The organism is Rhodopseudomonas palustris, from assembly GCF_007005445.1.
Classification (GTDB): domain Bacteria; phylum Pseudomonadota; class Alphaproteobacteria; order Rhizobiales; family Xanthobacteraceae; genus Rhodopseudomonas; species Rhodopseudomonas palustris_G.
Genome location: NZ_CP041387.1, coordinates 521,512 through 540,530 on the forward strand (window position 1 = coordinate 521,512; position 19,019 = coordinate 540,530).

Sequence of the window (19,019 nt, forward strand, 5' to 3'; positions counted from 1 at the left end):
GATGTTCCGCGACGCGCCGCATTTCGACGTCCGCGACTATCTCCGCAAGGAGATGATGCCGCACTTCCTGTGCCCGGGCTGCGGTCACGGCATGGCGCTGCGCGCGCTGCTGTGGGCGATCCACGAACTGAACATCGACCGCGACAAGCTCGCGGTGGTGTCGGGGATCGGCTGCGCCGGACGGCTGTCGGCTTATATCGACGCCAACACCTTCCACACCACGCACGGCCGGCCGCTGGCCTATGCGACTGGTCTTGCGCTGGCGCGGCCGGATCTGCACGTCGTGGTGATCACCGGCGACGGCGATTGCCTCGCTATCGGCGGCAATCACCTGATCCACGCCTGCCGGCGCAATCTCAAGCTCACCTGCCTGATGCTCAACAACGAGATCTACGGCATGACCGGGGGCCAGGTGTCGCCGACCACGTCGGAAACGCGGCTGACCACCACCACGCCGCACGGCAATTCCGAACCGAACTTCGACGCCTGCGCGCTGGCGACCGCCGCCGGCGCCGGCTTCGTCGGCCGCGAAGTCACCCGGCATGTGCCGAAGCTGAAAGAGCTGATCAAGGCCGGGCTGCAGCATCCGGGCTTCGCCTTCGTCGAAGTGGTGTCGGACTGCACCGAGGTCTACGGCCGCAAGAACGACATGGGCTCGTCGGCCGAGATGGTGATGCGGCAGAAGAGCGAGATGCGCCCCTCGGCGTATCGCGACAGCGTCGATGAGCCGTTCCGCTCGACCGATCTGCCGACTGGCATTCTGGCCCAGAACAATCGGCCGGAATACGGCGCGGCGTTGCGCGCCGCCGCCGCGGCACGCGCCGGCAAGTGACGGGGAGATCAGCCATGTCGACATCCCGCATTGAACTGCGCTTCGGCGGCACCGGCGGCCAAGGCCTGTTGCTCAGCGCCAAGCTGCTCGCCGACGCACTGGCGCTGGAAGGCCGCCACGTCGCGCAATCGCAGACCTACGAGCCGACCTCGCGCGGCGGCTTCTGCAACGCAGACCTGGTGGTCGCCCATGGCGAGGTCGACTATCCGCTGCCGATCGAATTCGATCATCTGGTGCTGCTCGACAAGATCGCCATCAAGCCGTCGTGGCCGAAACTCAAGGCCGGCGCGCTGGTGATATCCGATGTCCGGCTGTGCCCGGAACTGCCGGAAGCCGGTCGCTTCAAGCGCTACCCGCTGCCGCTCAGCCGCACCGCGATCGAGCTCGGCAGCGAGCGCGTCACCAACATCGTGGCGCTCGGCGTGTTGGTCGAGCTGTCGGGCATCTGCAAGCACAAATCGGTCGAGCAGGTGGTGCGCGCATCCTCGCCGCGCGGTTTCCTCGATCTCAATATGGACGCGCTGGCCGCCGGCACCGCGCTGGCCAAGACGCCCGCCGTCGCGGCGGCTTCCTGATTTTCTGACAAAGGATTGCTTCGATGAGCGCCCAACCCGCATTGCGCGAACAGACCGTCTATATGCACGACCGCGCCATCGAAACGATGCCGCGGCCGCAGCTCGCGGCGTTGCAGTTCGAGCGGCTGCGCAAAATCGTCGAGCGGGCCTATCGCGATGTTCCGCACTATCGCAACAGCTTCGACCAAGCCGGCGTCAAGCCGGCCGACCTGGCCTCGCTCGCCGACATCGCGAAGTTTCCCTTCACCAAGAAGACCGATCTGCGTGACAACTACCCGTTCGGGATGTTCGCGGTGCCACGCAATCAGATGCCGCGGATTCACGCCTCGTCGGGTACCACCGGCAAGCCGACCGTGGTCGGCTACACCAGGACCGATCTCGACAACTGGGCCGACCTGATGGCGCGGTCGATGGTCGGCGCCGGGATCTCGCCGGACGATATCGTCCACAACGCCTATGGCTACGGCCTGTTCACCGGCGGTCTTGGGGCGCATTACGGCGCCGAGCGGCTCGGCTGTACGGTCGTGCCGGCCTCCGGTGGCGGCACCGAACGGCAGGTGCAATTGATCACCGATTTCGGCGCCAACGCGCTATGCTCGACGCCGTCCTACGCGCTCAACATCGCCGAGGTCGCCGAGCAGATGGGTGTCAACCTGCGCGATGCGCCGCTGCGGGTCGGCCTGTTCGGCGCCGAGCCGTGGAGCGACGCGATGCGCCGCGACCTCGAAACGCGGCTCGGCATCAAGGCGGTCGACGTCTACGGCCTGTCGGAGATCATGGGGCCGGGCGTGGCCTGCGAATGCCATGTCGCGCAAAACGGTCTGCACGGCTGGGAAGATCACTTCCTGTTCGAGACCATCGATCCGGAAACGCTCGAGGTGCTGCCGATGGGCTCGGTCGGCGAACTGGTGATCACCACGCTGACCAAGGAAGCGCTGCCGATGATCCGGTATCGCACCCGCGACATCACCAGCCTCAACACCGAGCCCTGCGCTTGCGGCCGCACCCATCTGCGCATCATGCGTGTTACCGGCCGCGACGACGACATGCTGATCATCCGCGGCGTCAACGTTTATCCGTCGCAGGTGGAGTCGGTGCTGGTCGGCTTCCCCGGCATCGCGCCGCATTACCAGATCGTGCTGACCCGCGAGAAGGCGCTCGACGCCATGACGGTCGAGGTCGAGATTGCCCCCGACGCCCCACGCGACGAGGCCGCGCTCGCCAAGAAGGCGGCCGAAGTGATGCATCACATCAAGTCGCTGATCGGCGTCACCTGCAAGGTCGCGGTGAAATCGCCGGGCGAAGTCCCGCGCTCGCAGGGCAAGGCGGTGCGGGTCAAGGACCAGCGGAATATCTGATTTTCAGATCCGGAGCCTGGGCCACCTGAATGACCTCATGGTGAGGAGGCGCGCAGCGCCGTCTCGAACCATGGGCTGCAGGTGCCCTTGGCGCATCCTTCGAGACGCCCGGCTGCCGGGCTCAGGATGAGGACTCAGCACCCTTGGCAACGGCCAAGTTCGCGCCAATCAATCGATGAAGCGCACGGACTCGTCATGACCGGGACGAGCCCGGCCATGACGGGGTGAGTTAGTTCTTCCGCGGCCTACAGCCCCAGCACCAGCTTGCTGATGATGTCGCGCTGGATCTCCGAGGTTCCGCCGAAGATGGTGTAGGCGCGGCCGTTGAGATGCGTCGGTATCACGGCCAGTTCGTCCTCCGGAATCGCCGGTGGGGCGTTGAGCCGGTGCAGCGGGCGGGTCGGTTCGACATAGAGGCCATCGTTACCGATCACGTCGACGGCGAGCCGGCTCACTGCCTGGTAGATCTCGCTGGTGCGCAGCTTCAGGATTGACGACACCGCGCCGGGGTTCTGGCCGTTCTGCAGCGCCGACAGCACGCGTAGCTCGGTCATTTCAAGCGCGTCGATATCGACCTCGGCCTCCGACAAGCGGATCGCGATGTCCGGATCCTCGATCGCCCGGCCGGTCGCCTCCGACTCGGCGAACGCCGCCGCCCGGTGCAGCGCCTTGCGGAGCTTCGCCGAGGCGATGCCCGAGCCGCGCTCGAACTCCAGCAGATACTTGCCGTAGGTCCAGCCCTTGCCTTCCTCGCCGACCAGGTTCGACGCCGGAATCCGGACGTCGTCGAAGAACACCTGGTTGACCTCGTGGTCGCCGCCGATCGTCAGGATCGGGCGGATGGTGATGCCGGGGCTCTTCATGTCGATCAGCACGAAGCTGATGCCGTCCTGCTGCCGCGGCTCGTCGCTGGTGCGCACCAGCGCGAACATCATGTTCGCGTTGTGCGCGTGGGTGGTCCAGATCTTGGTGCCGTTGATGACATACTCGTCGCCGTCGCGCACCGCGCGGGTCTTCAGCGACGACAGGTCCGAGCCCGATCCCGGCTCCGAATAGCCCTGGCACCAGTAATCCTCGCAGGACAGAATCCGCGGCAGGAAGTAGTTCTTCTGCTCCGGCGAGCCGAAGCCGATGATCACCGGGCCGACCATCTTGACGCCCATCGGCGTCGGGGAGGGGACGCCCGCATGAGCGCATTCGGTTTCGAAGATCCAGCGCTGCGCCGGCGTCCAGCCGGGGCCGCCATATTCGACCGGCCAGCCCGGCGCACCCCAGCCCTTGGCGTTGAGGGCACGCTGCCACGGCACGCCGCTCTCCGGCTCGGAGAACACCGAAGCGTTGAGTGATTCCGCCCGCTTCATGTCGGGCGTGAGATTGGCCGCGATGAAGTCGCGGACTTCCTGTTGAAAGGCGAGCTCGGCTTCGCCGAAGGTCATGTCCATGTCGATGCCTCGCTTTGCTTAAACAGGCCTGCCGCTGAGCGCGGCGTGGCGGCGATAATGATGGGTGCTGCCGCCGAACAGCGTCTCGAACGCCAGCAGGCGTTTGAAATACGCGCCGACGTCGAGTTCCTCGGTGACGCCCATGCCGCCGTGGAGCTGAACCGACTGCTCGGCGACGAAGCGCGCGCCCTTGCCGATCTTGGCCTTGGCGCCGGAGGCGGCGCGGCCGCGCTCGGCAGCGTCCGCCTCGGCCTTGAGGGCGGCGCGTAGCGCCATCGAGCGGGCTTCGTCGACCTGCACCGACATGTCGGTGAGGCGATGCCGCACCACCTGGTTGGCGGCGAGCGGCCGGCCGAACTGTTTTCGCACCTTGGTATAGTCGAGCGTCTTGTCGGTCAGGGTCTGCATCATGCCGACGGCTTCGGCCGACAGCGCGGCGAGGGCGCGATCGACCACCGCCTCGACGGCCGGATATGCATCGACATCGCCGCCGAGCATGGCGTCGGCGGGGACGCGCACGCCTTGCAGCGTCAGATTGCACGCCCGGCCGCCGCCGAGCCGCGGATAGTCGGCGAGCGTCAGCCCGGCCGCGTCGCGCGGTACCAGGAACAGCCGCAGCGAGCCGCTGCCGTTGTTCGCTAGCCGTGCCGAGACGATCAACTGATCGGCCGACGCGCCGTCGAGCACCGCGACCTTGGCGCCGTCCAGCACATAGCCGTCGCCGTCCTTCCGGGCGGTGGTGTCGACGCGAGCGAGATCTGCGCGGGCTGCGCGTTCGGCATGGGCGAAGGCGAGCCGCAGCGTTCCTTCTGCGACGCTCGGCAGCAGTGCGGCCTTTTGCTCGTCGCGGCCGTGTTCGGCGACGAGGCCGGCGCCGAGCACCACGGTGGATAGATACGGCTCGCTGACGAGGCCGCGGCCGAACGCTTCCATCAGGATGCCGACTTCGATCGCGCCGCCGCCGATGCCACCATGCTGTTCCGGCAGCGGCAGTGCCAGCCAGCCGAGATCGGCGAACTGCTTCCAGATCGCCTCGCTGAAGCCGAACGGCTCCTTGACGTTTTGCTCGCGCAGCTTGGTCGTGTAGGTCTCGGCGATGAAGCGGTCGGCGCTTTCGCGGAGCAGCCGCTGCTCGTCACTGGGCGTGAGATCCATCGCTTACACCTTCACCTGTTTGCGCACCGATGGATGCAGTCCCATTGGGTCTACGATCATTCCGAACTCCTGCAGATTGTGAGCGTGGCAAAGCTGATGCAGCGCGAACGCCTGATCGATCGCGGCCGGCTGCCCCTGAATATCGACCGAGCGGTTGACCGCTTCCTTGGTCATCTTGAGCGCAAAGCTCGGCTTGGCGGCGATGCGTTGAGCAAGCGCCATGGTGAAGGCGGATAGTTCGGCGGCGGGTACCACGTGATTGACCATGCCGAGCTGATGGGCGTCCTGCGCGCTCCAGCTATCGGCGGTGAATAAGAGCTCCTTGGCCTTGCGCGGCCCGAGCTCCCACGGATGCACGAACCACTCGACGCCGCAGACGCCCATCGTCACCACCGGATCGCAGAACTCGGCATTGTCCGATGCGACGATCAGGTCGCAGGCCCAGGCCAGCATCAGTCCACCGGCGATGCACTTGCCGTGCACTTCCGCGATCGTCGGCTTGGCGAGGTTGCGCCAGCGCCGGGTGATCTGCAGATAGATCTCCTGCTCGCGCGCCATCCGGCCGTGCGCGCCCGGTTCGCGAAACCCGCCCCAGGCGCCGACCGGCGGAAAGTCGATGCCGGCTTCGTTCTTGGTGGTGGCGCGCAGATCGTGGCCGGCGGAGAAATGCGGGCCGGAGCCTGCGAGGATGATGACCTTCACAGTATCGTCCTGCACCGCATCGTCGAACGCGGCGTTGAGATCGTAGGTCATCTGCAGATTTTGCGCGTTGCGCGCCTCGGGGCGGTTCATCACGATTCGTGCGACCGCCGGATCCGGCCGCTCGACCAGGATCGTCTCGTAGGAGCTCATCCATCCTCCCGTTTCTTGTTGTCTCGGCTTATGGCGCCGGTTGTGTTCCGCGGAGTGTGGCAGGTCGCGCGCGCGACTGCAAACGGCATCTCTGCCGCATTTGCCGAGGAATTCCGTGTCGCGGAGCGCTGTCGGGAAAGGCCGCCGCCGTTTGCCATGAGGTTCCGGTAAACCGCCGCTTTGAGCCAGAACAAACCGCGTCCGCCGCGATTATGCGATGGCGCTCGGGCATAGGAGCGGAAGGGCCAGAATTGATTTCGAGCGGCCGGCGATCCGTGCGATAGCTCGCGGCCCCGCGCCGAACGCCTTTGCCTGCCGAAAGTGGATGATGCCGCCGTTTCGCGTCCCGTCGATGATCCGCAATCTCGTCTGTGCCGGCGCGCTCGGCGCCGCGGCTGCGCTGCTGCTCGGCAGCGTCGCGCATGCCGCCGCCGACATCGCCAACCTGCCGCGCGATCTGTCGCCGTGGGGGATGTTCCGGAATGCCGACATCGTCGTGAAGGTGGTGATGGCCGGGCTCGCGATCGCTTCACTTGCGACCTGGACGGTGTGGCTGTCGAAGACCATCGAGCTGCGGCGCGAGACTGCACGCGCCCGCGACGGTCTGGCCAAGCTCGAAACCGATACCACGTTGGCCGAGCTTGGCCGCGACGCCGAGGGCGCGCACGACGCAGTGTCGCAACTGATTCAGACCGCTGCGCGCGAAGGCAGCCTGTCGGGCTGGACGTTCGATGCCGACTTCAAGGACCGCGTCGCGCTGCGGCTGGAGCGGGTCGAAGCCGCGGTGGCGCGCAAGATCGCGAGCGGCACCGGCATTCTCGCCACCATCGGCGCGGTGGCGCCGTTCGTCGGCCTGTTCGGCACGGTGTGGGGCATCATGAACGCCTTCATCGGCATCTCCGAGGCGCATACCACCAATCTGGCGGTGGTGGCGCCGGGCATCGCCGAGGCGCTGCTCGCCACTGCGCTCGGCCTCGTCGCCGCGGTACCGGCGGTGGTGATCTACAACTATCTGGTTCGCGCCATCGCGGGCTATCGCGCGCTGCTCGGCGACGCCTCGGCGCAGGTGCTGCTGCTGGTCAGCCGCGACCGCGGCCGCTCGGCGCGGCAGATGCGGGCAGGGTGAGACGATGGGCGTGCGGCTCGGCGGACGACGGCTCGCGGCGGAGGACGATCTCGAGGTCGCGCACGAGATCAACGTCACACCGTTCATCGACGTGATGCTGGTACTGCTGATCATCTTCATGGTGGCGGCGCCGCTCGCCACCGTCGACATCGGCGTCGATCTGCCGGCCTCGACCGCACAGCCGCAGCCTCGCCCCGACAAGCCGGTGTATCTGTCGGTGCAGCCGGACCTGACGCTGGCGGTCGGCGAGACCATCGTGGCGCGCGAGGCGCTGGCCGAGGCGCTGCAATCGGCGACCAGCGGCAACAAGGACGAGCGGATCTTCCTGCGTGCCGACAAGGCGGTGGCCTATGGCGAACTGATGGCGGTGATGAACCTGCTGCGCGAGGCCGGTTACTTGAAGGTCGCGCTGGTGGGGCTCGACGGCCGGGATCAGCCATGAACGACTACGCGCTGCACGAGACGCCCGGCCGCGGCCGCAGCCAGTGGCTGCTGTCGGCGGCCGCGATCGTGGTGGCGCATTTCGGGCTGATCGCCGCGGCCGTTGCCTGGTATCAGCAGGCGCCGGCACCGGGCGTCTCGATGCCGGTCATCATGGTCGATATGGCGCCGGCTCCCGCCGCGCCGGCGCCGCAGCCTCAGGATTTGGCGCCGGGGCCGGAGATGCAGGAAGCGCCGGCTCCGCAGGAGGAGGCAACGCCTCAGCGGCCCGAAGCCCCGCAGCAGCTCGCCGAGCAACTGCCGGAGTCGCCGGCGCCGGTGCTGCCGACGCCCGAAGTGGTGCTGCCGCAGCAACGTCAGCCGGACGAGCCGGAGCCGGTTAAGCGCGAGCCCGCCAAACCGAAACGCGATCACGCCAAGCGCGAGGAGACCAAGCCGAAGTCGCAGGCGCCCGCGCCGCGTAGCACGGCACCGCCCAAGGCCGAGCGTCAGGCCGCGCTCGCCGCTGCGGCGCGGGCAGGGCAGGCGGCTGCCGCTGCGGCACTGCCGTCGTACCGTGACCGGCTCGCCGCACATCTCGTCCGTTATCGGCAGTATCCGGCCGGCTCCCGGGCTGCGCGCGAGCAGGGCACCGCGATGCTGTCGTTCACAGTCGGCCGCGGCGGTCAGGTGCTCGGCAGCCGGCTTGCCCGCAGCTCCGGCCACGCGGCGCTCGACGCCGAGACCATGGCGATGATCCGCCGCGCCCAGCCGCTGCCGCCGTTCCCGAGCGAGATCACGCAGTCGTCGCTGAGCTTCACCGTGCCGGTGCGGTTTTCGCTGCAGTGAGAAGGCGCGCCGCCCGGCGTCACGCTTGCCCGTGCGCCGCCTTCACTGCGGCGCGGTCGATCGCGCCCTTGGCGTCCTTCGGAAGCGCTTCGACGAACACCACGTGCTTCGGCTTCTTGTAGCGTGCGATCAGCGAGGCGACGAATTCGGCCAGCGTGTCGGCGGCAACGGTCTGGCCCGGCTTGCAGATGCACACCGCCTTGATGGCTTCGCTCCATTGCGGATCGGGTACGCCGATCACCACCGCCTCGGCGATTGCCGGATGCTGCTTCAAAGCGCCTTCGACCTCGGCCGGATAGACATTCTCGCCGCCGGTCTTGATCAGTTCCTTCTCCGGTGCGCGGCCGGCGTAGAACAGGTAACCGTCGGCGTCGAACCGGCCCATGTCGCCGGTGTGGTGCCAGCCGTTGCGGAACGCGTGCTGGGTGGCGGCGGCGTTGTTCCAATAGCCTTTGAACACGGTCGGGCCGCGCAGCACGATCTCGCCGACCTCGCCCGGCGGCAGCGGCCGATCTTCCGCATCGACCACCGCGACGGTGCGCCAGAACAGCGGCCGCCCTGCAGATTTCGGCCGGTCGCGATACGGCGCGAACGTCGAGAGGCCCGAGGTCTCGGACTGCCCGAACGTCGCCCAGAACGTTGCGTTCGGGCAGGCGGCTTCGAACCGCTCGATCGTCTCCGGGGTGTCGAGCCCGGTCACCGCGCGCAGGCTTTCGAGCTGCGCCGGCTGCGCCTGATCGAGAATGTTGCCGAGCATCGGGGCGAACTCGGCCAGCACCGTCACCTTGTGGGCTTCGATATCGCGCGCCGCCTGCGCCGGGTCGAATTTCGCGGCGATCACGCTCGCTCCGCCGGCTTGTTGCAGCGTCAGCATCAGGCCGAGCCCGGTGACATGAAACAGCGGCAGCATGCCGAGATTGACGTCGGCCTCGGTCAACCGCCATGCGTCGACCAGCGAGCTTTGCGCAATTAACAGATTGCCTTGCGAGATCAGCGCGCCGCGCGGCCGGCCGCCGACCGCGGCGGTGTGGATGATGACGAAGCCGTCGGCGGCGCCGAATTCCGGCGGGCTGAACGGCGCGTCGGAGGCGAGGTCGGGGAACGGCGCGAACGGGCCGCTGCCGCCCCCGATTGCGTAGGCCTTCTTCACACCGTCGAGCGAGGGCAGCATGCCGGCCACGATGTCGCGATAGTCGGTACCGGCCACCACCACGCTGGGCGCGCCGTCGCTGAGCACGAAGGCGATTTCGTCGGCATTGAGCCGGTAGTTCACCGGCAGCAGGATCGCGCCGATCATCGCCACCGCACCGATCAGCTCGACCATCTCGATGCAGTTCTGCGACAGGATCGCCACGCGGTCGCCGGGCTGCACGCCGTCGCGCAGCAAACCACTCGCCAGCCGTTCGGCCCGCGCCAGATAGTCGCGGTGGGTGAGGCGGACGCCGTCGACCACGAAGGCGGTGCGCTCGGGAAACAGAACCGCGTTGCGGCGATAGACGTCGGCCAGCGTGAAGTCGTGAAGCGCCATCGTGTCCCCCCTGGTGCCGGCCGCAACCGCTCGTTCGCGGCGGGTCCGGATTGTCGCGCCGCCGGTTGGCCGGTCGTCCGCGCCTCGCTTTGTAGCGAACATCGTCAGGGTGCGGAAAGCATGATCGCGCATCCGCCACGCTATCCCGACCTCGCTACCGCTGAAAGCGGCATCCGGCGGAGGCCGGGTGACTGAATCCGTGACTTCCGGGGCCGGGCTGCTTCCGCTGCTGTTCCCGAATCCCCATTTGTATGAATGGATTGAAGGCAAGGAACATCGCTCACCTGGCCGAGTTGGGGACGCGAGACAAGGATTGGAGGCAACTCATGGCCAACGACACCCGAAGCCTGGACGAGATTCGCCGCGACACCGAACGCGCCCGGGCTGGCCTGACCGAGACCGTGGGCCAGTTGCGCGCCACCGTAGCCGACACCGCCAACGAGGTGCGCGAGAAATACTCGCCGGCCGCGATCAAGGCCGAGGTCGGCAGCTACATCAAGTCGCGCGGCGAGGAACTCGCCGACAATGTCCGGGACTCGATCCGTCACAATCCGGTGCAGGCGGTCGCGGTCGGCGCGACGCTGGCTTATCCGTTGTGGAAGGTGGTGCGGGCGATTCCCGCGCCGGTGCTGATGATCGGCGCCGGGCTGTATCTGGCCGGCACCCGATCCGGCGCGGAGCTGACCCAACGGGCGTCCGACAAAGCCCGCGATCTCGCCGGTGATCTCGAGCGCCGAACCCGCGAATTTTCCGCTGATGCTGCCGATACGGCGGTGGCTGCCCGCGAATATGCGTCCGGCGCGTTCGAAGCTGCCAGTGATGCCGTGGCCAGTCGCGCCGAGCAGTTCCGCCAGGCGGCGACCGCGACCGCCGCGGATCTCAAGCACAAGGGCGACGATCTCAGCCGCAGCGTTGCGCATAGCGGCGATGATCTGCGACGCCGCGCCAGCGCGGCCGGTGAAGCGTTTGCCGGCGAAGCCGAACAGCTCGCGGCACGCGGAGCCGGCCTTGCCGGCGCCGTGGCCGACACGGTTCGTGAGCGCGCCGGTGATGCGGCCGCCAAGGTGCGCGAAACGATCCACGACACCCGAGATGCTGGAATGGAGGCGGCGGCGCGATTGCGCCACCAGGCCACCGATTTCGGCCATCGCGCCGGCAAGACCGCCAAGCAGACCCTGACCGATCATCCGCTGCTGGTTGCCGGCGCCGGTTTGTTGATCGGCGGGCTGATCGCCAGCGCGTTTCCACGCGTGCGCGCCAGCGGCGGGCGTGTCGGCCGCCGCGTCGGCGAGCAGGCCAGGGACGCGGTGTCGCGCGGGTTCGAGAAGGGGCGCGCCGCCTATCAGGGCGCGGCGCGCGAAGCCGAACAGCAGGGATTGACCGGCGACGACCTCGCCGAGAACGTGAGAGATCTCGGCCAGCGAGTCCGTAAGGTCGCCGAAGCCGCAGCCTCTTCGTTCGAAGCGCCTTCGCCCTCACAGAACAAGCATTGATCGGAGATACCGGACATGGCCGAGCAAATCGTCAAGACACCTGGCGCGACCGGCGGCAGCAATGGCGGACGCCAGCAGCCGCCGAAGTCAGCCAAGAAGGATCCGGAGATGGTCTCCGGCGAGACCGGCGCGGGTGCGGAGCCCGAGCGCGATCTGAAAGAAAGGATCGTTGGTTTGGCGAGCGAATCTGCGGACGCCGCCCGTGCCAAGGCCGAGGAGTTCGCCGAAACCGCCAAGGATTTCGCCGCCGAGGCCGGCGAATCTTTGAAGCGGCGTGCCTATGAAGAAAAGCAGGCCGGCGCTGACTACGTCGCCCACATCGCCGACGCGATCCGGCGGGCTTCGCGCGAGTTCGACAACGATTTACCGATCGCCGGCGTCTATATGCGCAAGGCGGCCAACAAGGTCGAGGACATCTCCGACACCGTGCAGCGCGGTGACCTGTCCGATCTGGTGCATGGCGTGCAGGACTTCGCCCGGCGCCAGCCGACGGTGTTTCTCGGTCTGGCGGTGCTCGCGGGGTTCGGCGCGGTACGCTTCCTGAAGAGTTCGGGGCGCGACAGCCGCGTCGTCGATGCTCAGGTCAACCGGAGTTCCGACGATGACAACGCCAAGTAATCGCTCGATCCCGGACCTGGTCGGGGACGCTTTCAATCAGTTCGCCAAGCTCGTCAGTAACGAATTCGATCTGGCGCGGGCCGAGATGTCGGAGAAGCTCGGACAGATTGGTCGCGCCGCGATGATGATCGGCGCCGGCGCGGTGATCCTGATCCCCGGTCTGGTGGTGCTGCTGATGGCGGCTGCGGCAGCTCTGGTCGAGAACGGATTTGCGACCTCGGTGGCCTACCTGATCGTCGGCGCCTGCACCACGGGCATCGCGGCGACGCTGATCGGTTTCGGCGCAAACCGGATGTCGCCGGAGGCTCTGAAGCCGGAGATGACCATGGAACAATTGCAGCGCGACAAGCAAGCGGCCGGGGAGATGATGCGATGACCAAGAAAGAGGGCGTGCCGTTCATCGGCGATCTCGGCGACGCGATGCGGCGCAATCCGGTCTCGACCGCGCTGATCGGAATGGGACTATTGTGGCTGTTCACCGGCGATCGCGCCAAGGCGCGAGCGTCGCGCTTCGTGCACGACACCGGCCTCGACCGCGTCCCGGATGTCGCCTCCGAGGCGGTCGGGCGGGTCGGCGAGCGTTTCGCCGATGTCAGCGAGAAACTCGGCGAGGTGCGCGACGGCGCGGCGAGTGCCGCGAGCGAGGCCGCGCGGATGGCGCGCGAGCGCGGCGCGGAAGCGATCGATCGTGCGACAGAATTCGGCCGTGCCATTCCGGAGACCGGTGCCGACCTGTTCGACAGTGCGAAGACCCGGCTCGGCGATCTGTTCAATGAGCAGCCATTGCTGCTCGGGGCGATCGGCGTCGCGATCGGAGCCGGCATCGCGGCGTCTCTTCCGGCGACCGAGACCGAACGCGAGCTGTTCGGCGACACCAGCGACGAAATGATGGGGCAGGCGCGCGACTATGCGCGGCAGCAGGCGGCACGGGCCGGCGAGATGGCACGCGATGTCGCCGGCGCTGCCGCCGAGGAAGCGCGTCGTCAGGGGCTGACGCCGGAAGCCGCGATGGCAGCGGCGCGCGAGGTCGGAGAGAAGGCCAAGCGGGTTGCCGAAGCGGCCGAAGACAACGTGCGGCTGGAGTAAGGGCGATGGCAGACGACAAGGCGCCCGACGACCGCCCCGGCGACGCGATGAAGAGCGGCACCCGCGAGCCCTGGAAGAAGCCGGGGCAGAGTTCTCAGGTCGACGACCAGAATCCGCCCGACAGGCCGGATCTGGAGCGCTGGCAGAAGTCCAGCACGCACTGAATTTTCGACACGCAACTGGTGTGCTGATGACCGCCGCGGAGCCAAGCCTTGCTGCGCGCCGCAGACGGCGTGCGCCCGAACGAGCCCTTTCGTCAGAACCGCGACCTCGCGCCGACTCGCCGTGGCAGGTTCTGCGCACCGGTTGGAAGCCGGTGTTCGCTGACACCTATGCGCGGATTGGCGGCGACCGGCTGCTGTTGGTCGCGGCCGGCGTGGTGTTCTACTGGCTGCTCGGTCTGTTTCCCGCCATCACGGCCCTGGTGTCGTCTTATGCGCTGTTTGCCGATCCTGTGACGATCAGCGGGCACCTCGCGCAGTTGTCTGCGGTGGTGCCGGCCGGCACCTACTCCGTGATCGAGGAGCAGGTTGGCCGGGTGCTGGCGAATGGCCAGACCAGGCTGGGCTTTGCGTTCCTGGTCAGCCTGTCACTGGCGCTGTGGAGCGCCAATGGCGGCGTCAAAGCCATCATCGACGCGCTCAATGCGGTGTATGACGTCGAGGAGGAGCGCGGCTTCTTCAAGCTCAACGCATTTTCGCTGCTGTTGACGCTCGGTGCGCTCGGTGCGGTGCTTGCGGCAATCGGCTTGGTGATCGCAGCGCCGATCGTGCTGGCACAGATCGGACTAGGCAGTCTGGTGGCGGTGGTGATCGACTATGGCCGCTGGCCCGTGTTGGCGCTGCTGACCTTCGCCGGGCTGGGACTGCTGTATCGAACCGCGGCCAACCGGCCGTCGCCGCCGTGGCGCTGGGTCGTGCCCGGCAGCGTCGCGGCGACGCTGAGTTGGCTCGCCGGCTCGGCTGCGCTGTCCTACTACCTCGCCAACTTCGCCGACTACAACGCGACCTACGGCTCGCTCGGCGCGGCGATCGGCTTGATGATCTGGATGTGGATGACCGCGATCGTGGTGCTGGTCGGCGGCGAGCTCAATGCCGCGATCGAAGCGCGGGCGGGGCGGCTCGGCCGGGCCGAAGGCGGGCCGAGCTGATCGAGCGTGCGGGCGGGCGCGACAGTCACAGATCCCGCCGGCTCGCATTGGTGGCTATCGCGGCGGCGGCGGTGCGGTTCTCGACGCCGAGCTTGGCGTAGATCTGCTCGAGATGCTTGTCGACGGTGCGGGGGCTCAGACCCAAAATCTGCGCGATGTCGCGGTTGGTCTTGCCCTTGCTCAGCCACGCCAGCACCTCGCTCTCGCGGCTGGTGAGGCCAAATTCGGCTGAGAACTGCGTCGGCGCCTCGGTTGCCGTATCGCGCGCCAGCCGCAGCAGGAATTCGTTGGGGCCGAGCTTGCCCATATATTGCAGCCGCAGCTCGTCGTTGCGCAGCATCGATGCCTTGATCGGCATCTTCGGCTGGGCGAGTCCGGTGTGGACCTGCTCCAGCCAGTCGAGCCAGGGCTTCGGCAGATCCAGCCGCAGACCGTCCTCCGGCGCGCCATCTGCGGCGAGCAGCTTTTGCGCCTGCGGCGTCGCCCACAGCACCTTGCCGAGCCGGTCGACCGCGAGCAGGAAACGTCCCGAAACATCCAGCGCTGCGCGGGCGCTTTGGCTCACCCGCGCGTTGTTGAGGTGAACTCGGATCCGCGCCAGCATCTCGACGATCGCGATCGGCTTGGTGACGTAGTCGACGCCGCCGGCTTCGAGGCCGCGGACGATGTGCTCGGACTCCGACAGTCCGGTCATGAAGATCACCGGCACGTCGGACAATCCCGCGCTGCGCTTCAGCCGCCGGCAGGTTTCGAATCCGTCCATCCCCGGCATTACGGCGTCGAGCAGGATGATGTCCGGCGTGATCTGCTCGACGATCCGCATCGCCGCGGCGCCGTCGAGCGCCACCATCACGGTCATGCCGGCGCCGTCGAGGGCGTCGGTCAGCATCCGCAACGTCTCCGGAGAGTCGTCGACCACCAGGGCGATATCGCGCTTTTTCATGTCATTGTTCATGGCGATACAGCGTGTTCAGCGTCTTCATGTAGGAGTCGAGATCGAATTGCTCGACGAGCGTTCGCATCTGCGACACGAACGCCCAGGTCTCCGGATAATCGGTGTGGATCTGATCGAGCTTCGACTCGATGCCGCGGATGTAGCCGATTTTGCCGAGCTCCAACAATTCCTCGACGTGCCGCATCGGCGGATGCTGGATCTCGGGCGTCTCATCGGCGGCGGCGGTGGTTTCGCCCTTGTAGATCCATTCGATCTTGAGGAGCTGGCCGATCAGTTCGAGCAGCCGCGGAATGTCGACCGGCTTCATCAGGTAGGCATCGTGGAACGGCTGGGACAGCAGCGTGCCGTGCGCCTCCAGCGCGCTCGCCGACAGCATCAGGATCCGCGCGTGGTGATGACCCTGGGAGCGCAGCGTCTCGGCCACCGTCCAGCCGTCCATCCCCGGCATCGAGATGTCGAGCAGGAACAGATCCGGCTGGCAGTGCTCGGCGAGATCGACGCAGGAATAGCCGTCGGTCGCCACCAGCACGATGAAGCCGAGCGGCGCCAGCGCATCCTGCAGCAATCCGCGCTGCGCCGGATCGTCGTCGGTGACCAAGATGGTCTTGCGCGGGCCCTGATAGCCGAGCACCGGCGCGCGGATCGAGCGGGTGCGGGTCGGATTGGTGACCTCGGACAGCAGCAGCTTGACCCGAAAAGTCGAACCCTTGTCCGGCGTCGATGTCACTGTGAGGTCGCCGCCCATCACCCCGGCCAGCAGCTTGCTGATGGTGAGGCCGAGGCCGGTGCCGCTGTGCGGCTGGGCGGCGCCGAGGGCGCCGCGCTCGAACGGCGCGAAGATTCGCTCCAGATCGTCGGGATGGATGCCGGGCCCGGTGTCGCGGACTTCGAGCTCGGCGACCGGGTTGCGGTAGTGCACGATGAACTGCACGCTGCCTTGCTGGGTGAACTTGATGGCGTTCGACAACAGGTTGATCAGCACCTGGCGCAGCCGCTTCTCGTCGGCATAGACCATCGGCGGCAGATATTGCGGCCGCTTGAACACGAACTCGATGTCCTTGGCGGCCGCCTGTAGCCGGAACATGCCGACGAGCTGATCGAGGAATTCGCCGAACCGCACCTCGTCGCGCGACAGGTACAGCCTGCCGGCCTCGATTTTCGAGATATCCAGCAGGCCGTCGATCAGGCCCGACAGATGATCGGCGCTGCGTCGCATCAGCCGGATCTGGTCGCGCGGCCGCGGCGGCAGGCTGTTGTCCTGCTCCAGAAGCTGCGCGTAGCCGCTGATGGCGTTGAGCGGCGAGCGCAGCTCGTGGCTGAGGCCGACCACGTAGCGACTCTTGGCGAGGTTGGCCGACTCCGCCGCCTCCTTGGCGCGCTGCAGCTCGGCGTCGGTCTGGCGGTGGGCGTCGATCTCCTGCATCAGCAGCGTGGTCTGTCGCCGGGTTTCGGCCTCCGCCGCCTGCCGGCTCAGCCGCGCCAGCACGAACAGCCAGCTCACCACGCCGACGATGATGGTCAGCGCGAAGAACAGCTTCCACAACACCTCGGCGAGTTCGATCTGCTGGGCTTCGTTGGCGGTCGCCGCCTGCAGATAGATCAGCAGCAACGACAGGCCGATCAGGCCGACCGAGGCTGCGAACACGGTGAGATAATGTCCGACCTGGGAATTCAGCAGCGCATAGACCCGCTGCGGCAGCACCTTGCCGAGGGTGTCGGTGAACTGCGCGTCGATTCGGGCGTGCGGCTTGCACAGATCGCTGCAGCGTGCGTCGAGCGAGCAGCACAGCGAGCAGATCGGCCCGGCATAGGCCGGGCAGGAGGCCATGTCTTCCGGTTCGAACGAGTGCTCGCAGATGCAGCACTTGATCGCCTCGACGTGCTGCCAGGCGCGTTTCGGCTTGCGCGCGATGTAGAACCGGCCGCCGGTCGCGAAGGCGATCACCGGTGCGGTGAGGAAAGCCACGGTCAGCGCCACGAACGGCGCCAGTGCTTTCACGGTCGGCCCGAACACGCCGTAGAACGCGGTGATCGACAGCACCGTGGCGATCGTCATCGAGCCGACCCCGACCGGGTTGATGTCGTACAGATGCGCGCGTTTGAACTCCATGTGGCGAGGCCGCAGTCCGAGCGGCCGGTTGACGACGAGATCGGCCACCAGCGCTCCGACCCAGGCGATCGCGACGTTCGAGTACAGCGCCAGGGTGTGCTCCAGCGCCTTGTAGACGCCGATCTCCATCAGCAGCAGCGCCACCAGCACGTTGAACACCAGCCAGACGACGCGTCCGGGATGGCTGTGCGTCAGCCGTGAGAAGAAGTTCGACCAGGCGATCGAGCCCGCATAGGCGTTGGTGACGTTGATCTTGATCTGCGACAGGATCACGAACGCGCCGGTCAGCGCCAGCACCAGGCCGGGCTGCTCCAGCACGGTGCGGAACGCTTCGAGATACATGTGCGCCGGCTCAGCCGCTTCGTCCGGCGGCGCGCCGCGGCTGAGGGCGAAGTAGGCGAGGAACGATCCCGCCAGCATCTTGAGCGCGCCGGGGACGATCCAGCCGGGGCCGGCGCTGATCATTGCGATCCACCAGGCGCCGCGGGAGGCGCGGCGGTCGCGCGGCAGGAAGCGCAGGAAGTCGACCTGCTCGCCGATCTGCGCCACCAGCGCGAACACCACCGAGGCCGCGGTGCCGAACAGCAGCAGATCGAGCTTGCCGTCCGGGCTGCCTTGCTCACCGGCGAACCTCGTCCAGGCGGTGAAGGACTCCGGGCTCTTCACCGCGATCGCGGCGAACGGCAGGATGTGCAGCAGGATCCAGAACGGTTGGGTCCAGAGCTGGAACCGGCTGATCAGGGTGATGCCGTAAGTCACCAGGGGGATGATCACCACCGCGCTGAAGAAGTAGCCGAGCGGCAGCGGCAGGCCGAAGCACAGTTCCAGCGCGTTGGCGAGGATCACGGCCTCGATGGCGAAGAAGATGAAGGTGAAGGAGGCGTAGATCAGCGAGGTGACGGTGGAGCCGATATAGCCGAACCCGGCGCCGCGGGTCAGGAGGTCGATATCGACCCCACATTTTGCGGCGTGATAGGCGATCGGCAGGCCGCAGCAAAAGATGATCACGCCGACCACCAGGATCGCCGCGGTGGCGTTGGTGACGCCGTAGTTCAGCGTGATAGTGCCGCCGATCGCCTCCAGCGCCAGGAACGAGATCGCGCCTAGCGCGGTGTTGGCGACGCGTGCCGCCGACCACCGGCGCGAGCTCTTTGCGGTGAAGCGGAGCGCGTAGTCCTCGAGAGTCTGGTTGGCGACCCACTGATTGTACTGGCGCCGAACGCGATCTATGCGCTGCCGCCCCGCCACGCGCTTCTCCTCATCTCTGTCCGACCCTAGCGCCGATCCGCCGGCGACGTTGCCGGTTTTGCGATCACGACCCGCGCAATTGTTCGGCCTGCAGCTCGTTGTTGCGGCACCGGACCACGAGGCTCCGTCGCCTGAAAAACCTACGTCGCGATCTTGCGATGCAACATACGTGATCTTGCGTATCGGTCCAGTCGCCGAATTCGTCGATCGTTTCCCCGACTG

General features: G+C 67.1%; 18 protein-coding genes. 12 read left to right on the plus strand and 6 right to left on the minus strand.

Translation table 11 applies throughout. The features are described 5' to 3' along the window. Window position 1 precedes the first annotated feature (1 nt). From FLL57_RS02445 to FLL57_RS02455, 3 genes are read left to right on the plus strand one after another with little or no spacing between them, the layout of a single operon-like run. On the plus strand, window positions 2-832 hold the full coding sequence (locus tag FLL57_RS02445) for a thiamine pyrophosphate-dependent enzyme (RefSeq protein WP_013503873.1): 831 nt from the start codon (window positions 2-4) through the stop codon (window positions 830-832). A gap of 14 nt (window positions 833-846) precedes the next feature. Next, complete coding sequence (locus FLL57_RS02450) at window positions 847-1,407, plus strand: 2-oxoacid:acceptor oxidoreductase family protein (protein ID WP_013503872.1); 561 nt, start codon at window positions 847-849, stop codon at window positions 1,405-1,407. A gap of 23 nt (window positions 1,408-1,430) precedes the next feature. Continuing rightward, a complete protein-coding gene (locus tag FLL57_RS02455) occupies window positions 1,431-2,765 on the plus strand; it encodes a phenylacetate--CoA ligase family protein (protein ID WP_142882037.1) in 1,335 nt (444 codons plus the stop codon). A 245-nt stretch (window positions 2,766-3,010) separates the two neighbouring features. Here the strand turns inward: FLL57_RS02455 and FLL57_RS02460 are convergent, their stop codons facing one another. From FLL57_RS02460 to FLL57_RS02470, 3 genes are read right to left on the minus strand one after another with little or no spacing between them, the layout of a single operon-like run. After that, window positions 3,011-4,207 (minus strand): acyl-CoA dehydrogenase family protein, encoded by a 1,197-nt coding sequence (locus FLL57_RS02460; protein WP_142882038.1) that lies wholly within the window; start codon window positions 4,205-4,207, stop codon window positions 3,011-3,013. An 18-nt stretch (window positions 4,208-4,225) separates the two neighbouring features. Beyond that, a complete protein-coding gene (locus tag FLL57_RS02465; protein ID WP_142882039.1) occupies window positions 4,226-5,362 on the minus strand; it encodes an acyl-CoA dehydrogenase family protein in 1,137 nt (378 codons plus the stop codon). A 3-nt stretch (window positions 5,363-5,365) separates the two neighbouring features. Beyond that, window positions 5,366-6,214, minus strand: coding sequence for an enoyl-CoA hydratase (locus FLL57_RS02470; RefSeq protein ID WP_142882040.1), 849 nt, complete (start codon window positions 6,212-6,214; stop codon window positions 5,366-5,368). Between the two features lie 325 nt (window positions 6,215-6,539). Between FLL57_RS02470 and exbB the strand changes: the two genes are divergently transcribed. From exbB to FLL57_RS02485, 3 genes are read left to right on the plus strand one after another with little or no spacing between them, the layout of a single operon-like run. Further along, window positions 6,540-7,340: a tonB-system energizer ExbB gene (gene exbB / locus FLL57_RS02475; RefSeq protein ID WP_142882041.1), complete on the plus strand. Its 801-nt coding sequence runs from the start codon at window positions 6,540-6,542 to the stop codon at window positions 7,338-7,340. Window positions 7,341-7,344: 4 nt separating this feature from the next. Then, the gene (exbD, locus tag FLL57_RS02480) at window positions 7,345-7,782 is read left to right on the plus strand and encodes a TonB system transport protein ExbD (RefSeq protein ID WP_142882042.1); all 438 of its coding nucleotides are present in this window, start codon (window positions 7,345-7,347) and stop codon (window positions 7,780-7,782) included. Continuing rightward, window positions 7,779-8,609 carry an energy transducer TonB family protein gene (locus FLL57_RS02485; protein ID WP_142882043.1) on the plus strand — a complete coding sequence of 277 codons (831 nt, stop codon included), beginning with the start codon at window positions 7,779-7,781 and terminating at the stop codon, window positions 8,607-8,609. Before exbD ends, FLL57_RS02485 begins: the two co-directional genes overlap by 4 nt. 19 nt (window positions 8,610-8,628) lie before the next feature. Here the strand turns inward: FLL57_RS02485 and FLL57_RS02490 are convergent, their stop codons facing one another. Beyond that, on the minus strand, window positions 8,629-10,137 hold the full coding sequence (locus FLL57_RS02490; protein ID WP_142882044.1) for an AMP-binding protein: 1,509 nt from the start codon (window positions 10,135-10,137) through the stop codon (window positions 8,629-8,631). A 326-nt stretch (window positions 10,138-10,463) separates the two neighbouring features. Here FLL57_RS02490 and FLL57_RS02495 point away from each other — a divergent pair, with 326 nt between their 5' ends. From FLL57_RS02495 to FLL57_RS02515, 6 genes are all read left to right on the plus strand, one after another. After that, a complete protein-coding gene (locus tag FLL57_RS02495) occupies window positions 10,464-11,630 on the plus strand; it encodes a hypothetical protein (RefSeq protein ID WP_013503863.1) in 1,167 nt (388 codons plus the stop codon). Between the two features lie 15 nt (window positions 11,631-11,645). Then, window positions 11,646-12,248, plus strand: a complete 603-nt coding sequence (locus FLL57_RS02500; protein WP_013503862.1) for a hypothetical protein — start codon at window positions 11,646-11,648, stop codon at window positions 12,246-12,248. Further along, a complete protein-coding gene (locus FLL57_RS02505) occupies window positions 12,232-12,624 on the plus strand; it encodes a phage holin family protein (RefSeq protein WP_142882045.1) in 393 nt (130 codons plus the stop codon). The genes FLL57_RS02500 and FLL57_RS02505 overlap by 17 nt, the downstream gene beginning before the upstream one ends. Beyond that, the gene (locus FLL57_RS02510) at window positions 12,621-13,334 is read left to right on the plus strand and encodes a hypothetical protein (RefSeq protein WP_142882046.1); all 714 of its coding nucleotides are present in this window, start codon (window positions 12,621-12,623) and stop codon (window positions 13,332-13,334) included. The genes FLL57_RS02505 and FLL57_RS02510 overlap by 4 nt, the downstream gene beginning before the upstream one ends. A gap of 5 nt (window positions 13,335-13,339) precedes the next feature. Beyond that, a complete protein-coding gene (locus tag FLL57_RS23240; protein WP_164631633.1) occupies window positions 13,340-13,498 on the plus strand; it encodes a hypothetical protein in 159 nt (52 codons plus the stop codon). A gap of 152 nt (window positions 13,499-13,650) precedes the next feature. Then, window positions 13,651-14,484, plus strand: coding sequence for a YihY/virulence factor BrkB family protein (locus FLL57_RS02515; protein ID WP_235677196.1), 834 nt, complete (start codon window positions 13,651-13,653; stop codon window positions 14,482-14,484). A 25-nt stretch (window positions 14,485-14,509) separates the two neighbouring features. Here FLL57_RS02515 and FLL57_RS02520 read toward each other — a convergent pair whose 3' ends face one another. Together FLL57_RS02520 and FLL57_RS02525 are read right to left on the minus strand one after the other, a co-directional pair. Continuing rightward, window positions 14,510-15,439: a response regulator gene (locus tag FLL57_RS02520; RefSeq protein ID WP_013503858.1), complete on the minus strand. Its 930-nt coding sequence runs from the start codon at window positions 15,437-15,439 to the stop codon at window positions 14,510-14,512. Beyond that, on the minus strand, window positions 15,429-18,797 hold the full coding sequence (locus FLL57_RS02525; protein WP_142882048.1) for a hybrid sensor histidine kinase/response regulator: 3,369 nt from the start codon (window positions 18,795-18,797) through the stop codon (window positions 15,429-15,431). Before FLL57_RS02525 ends, FLL57_RS02520 begins: the two co-directional genes overlap by 11 nt. Window positions 18,798-19,019 lie beyond the last annotated feature (222 nt).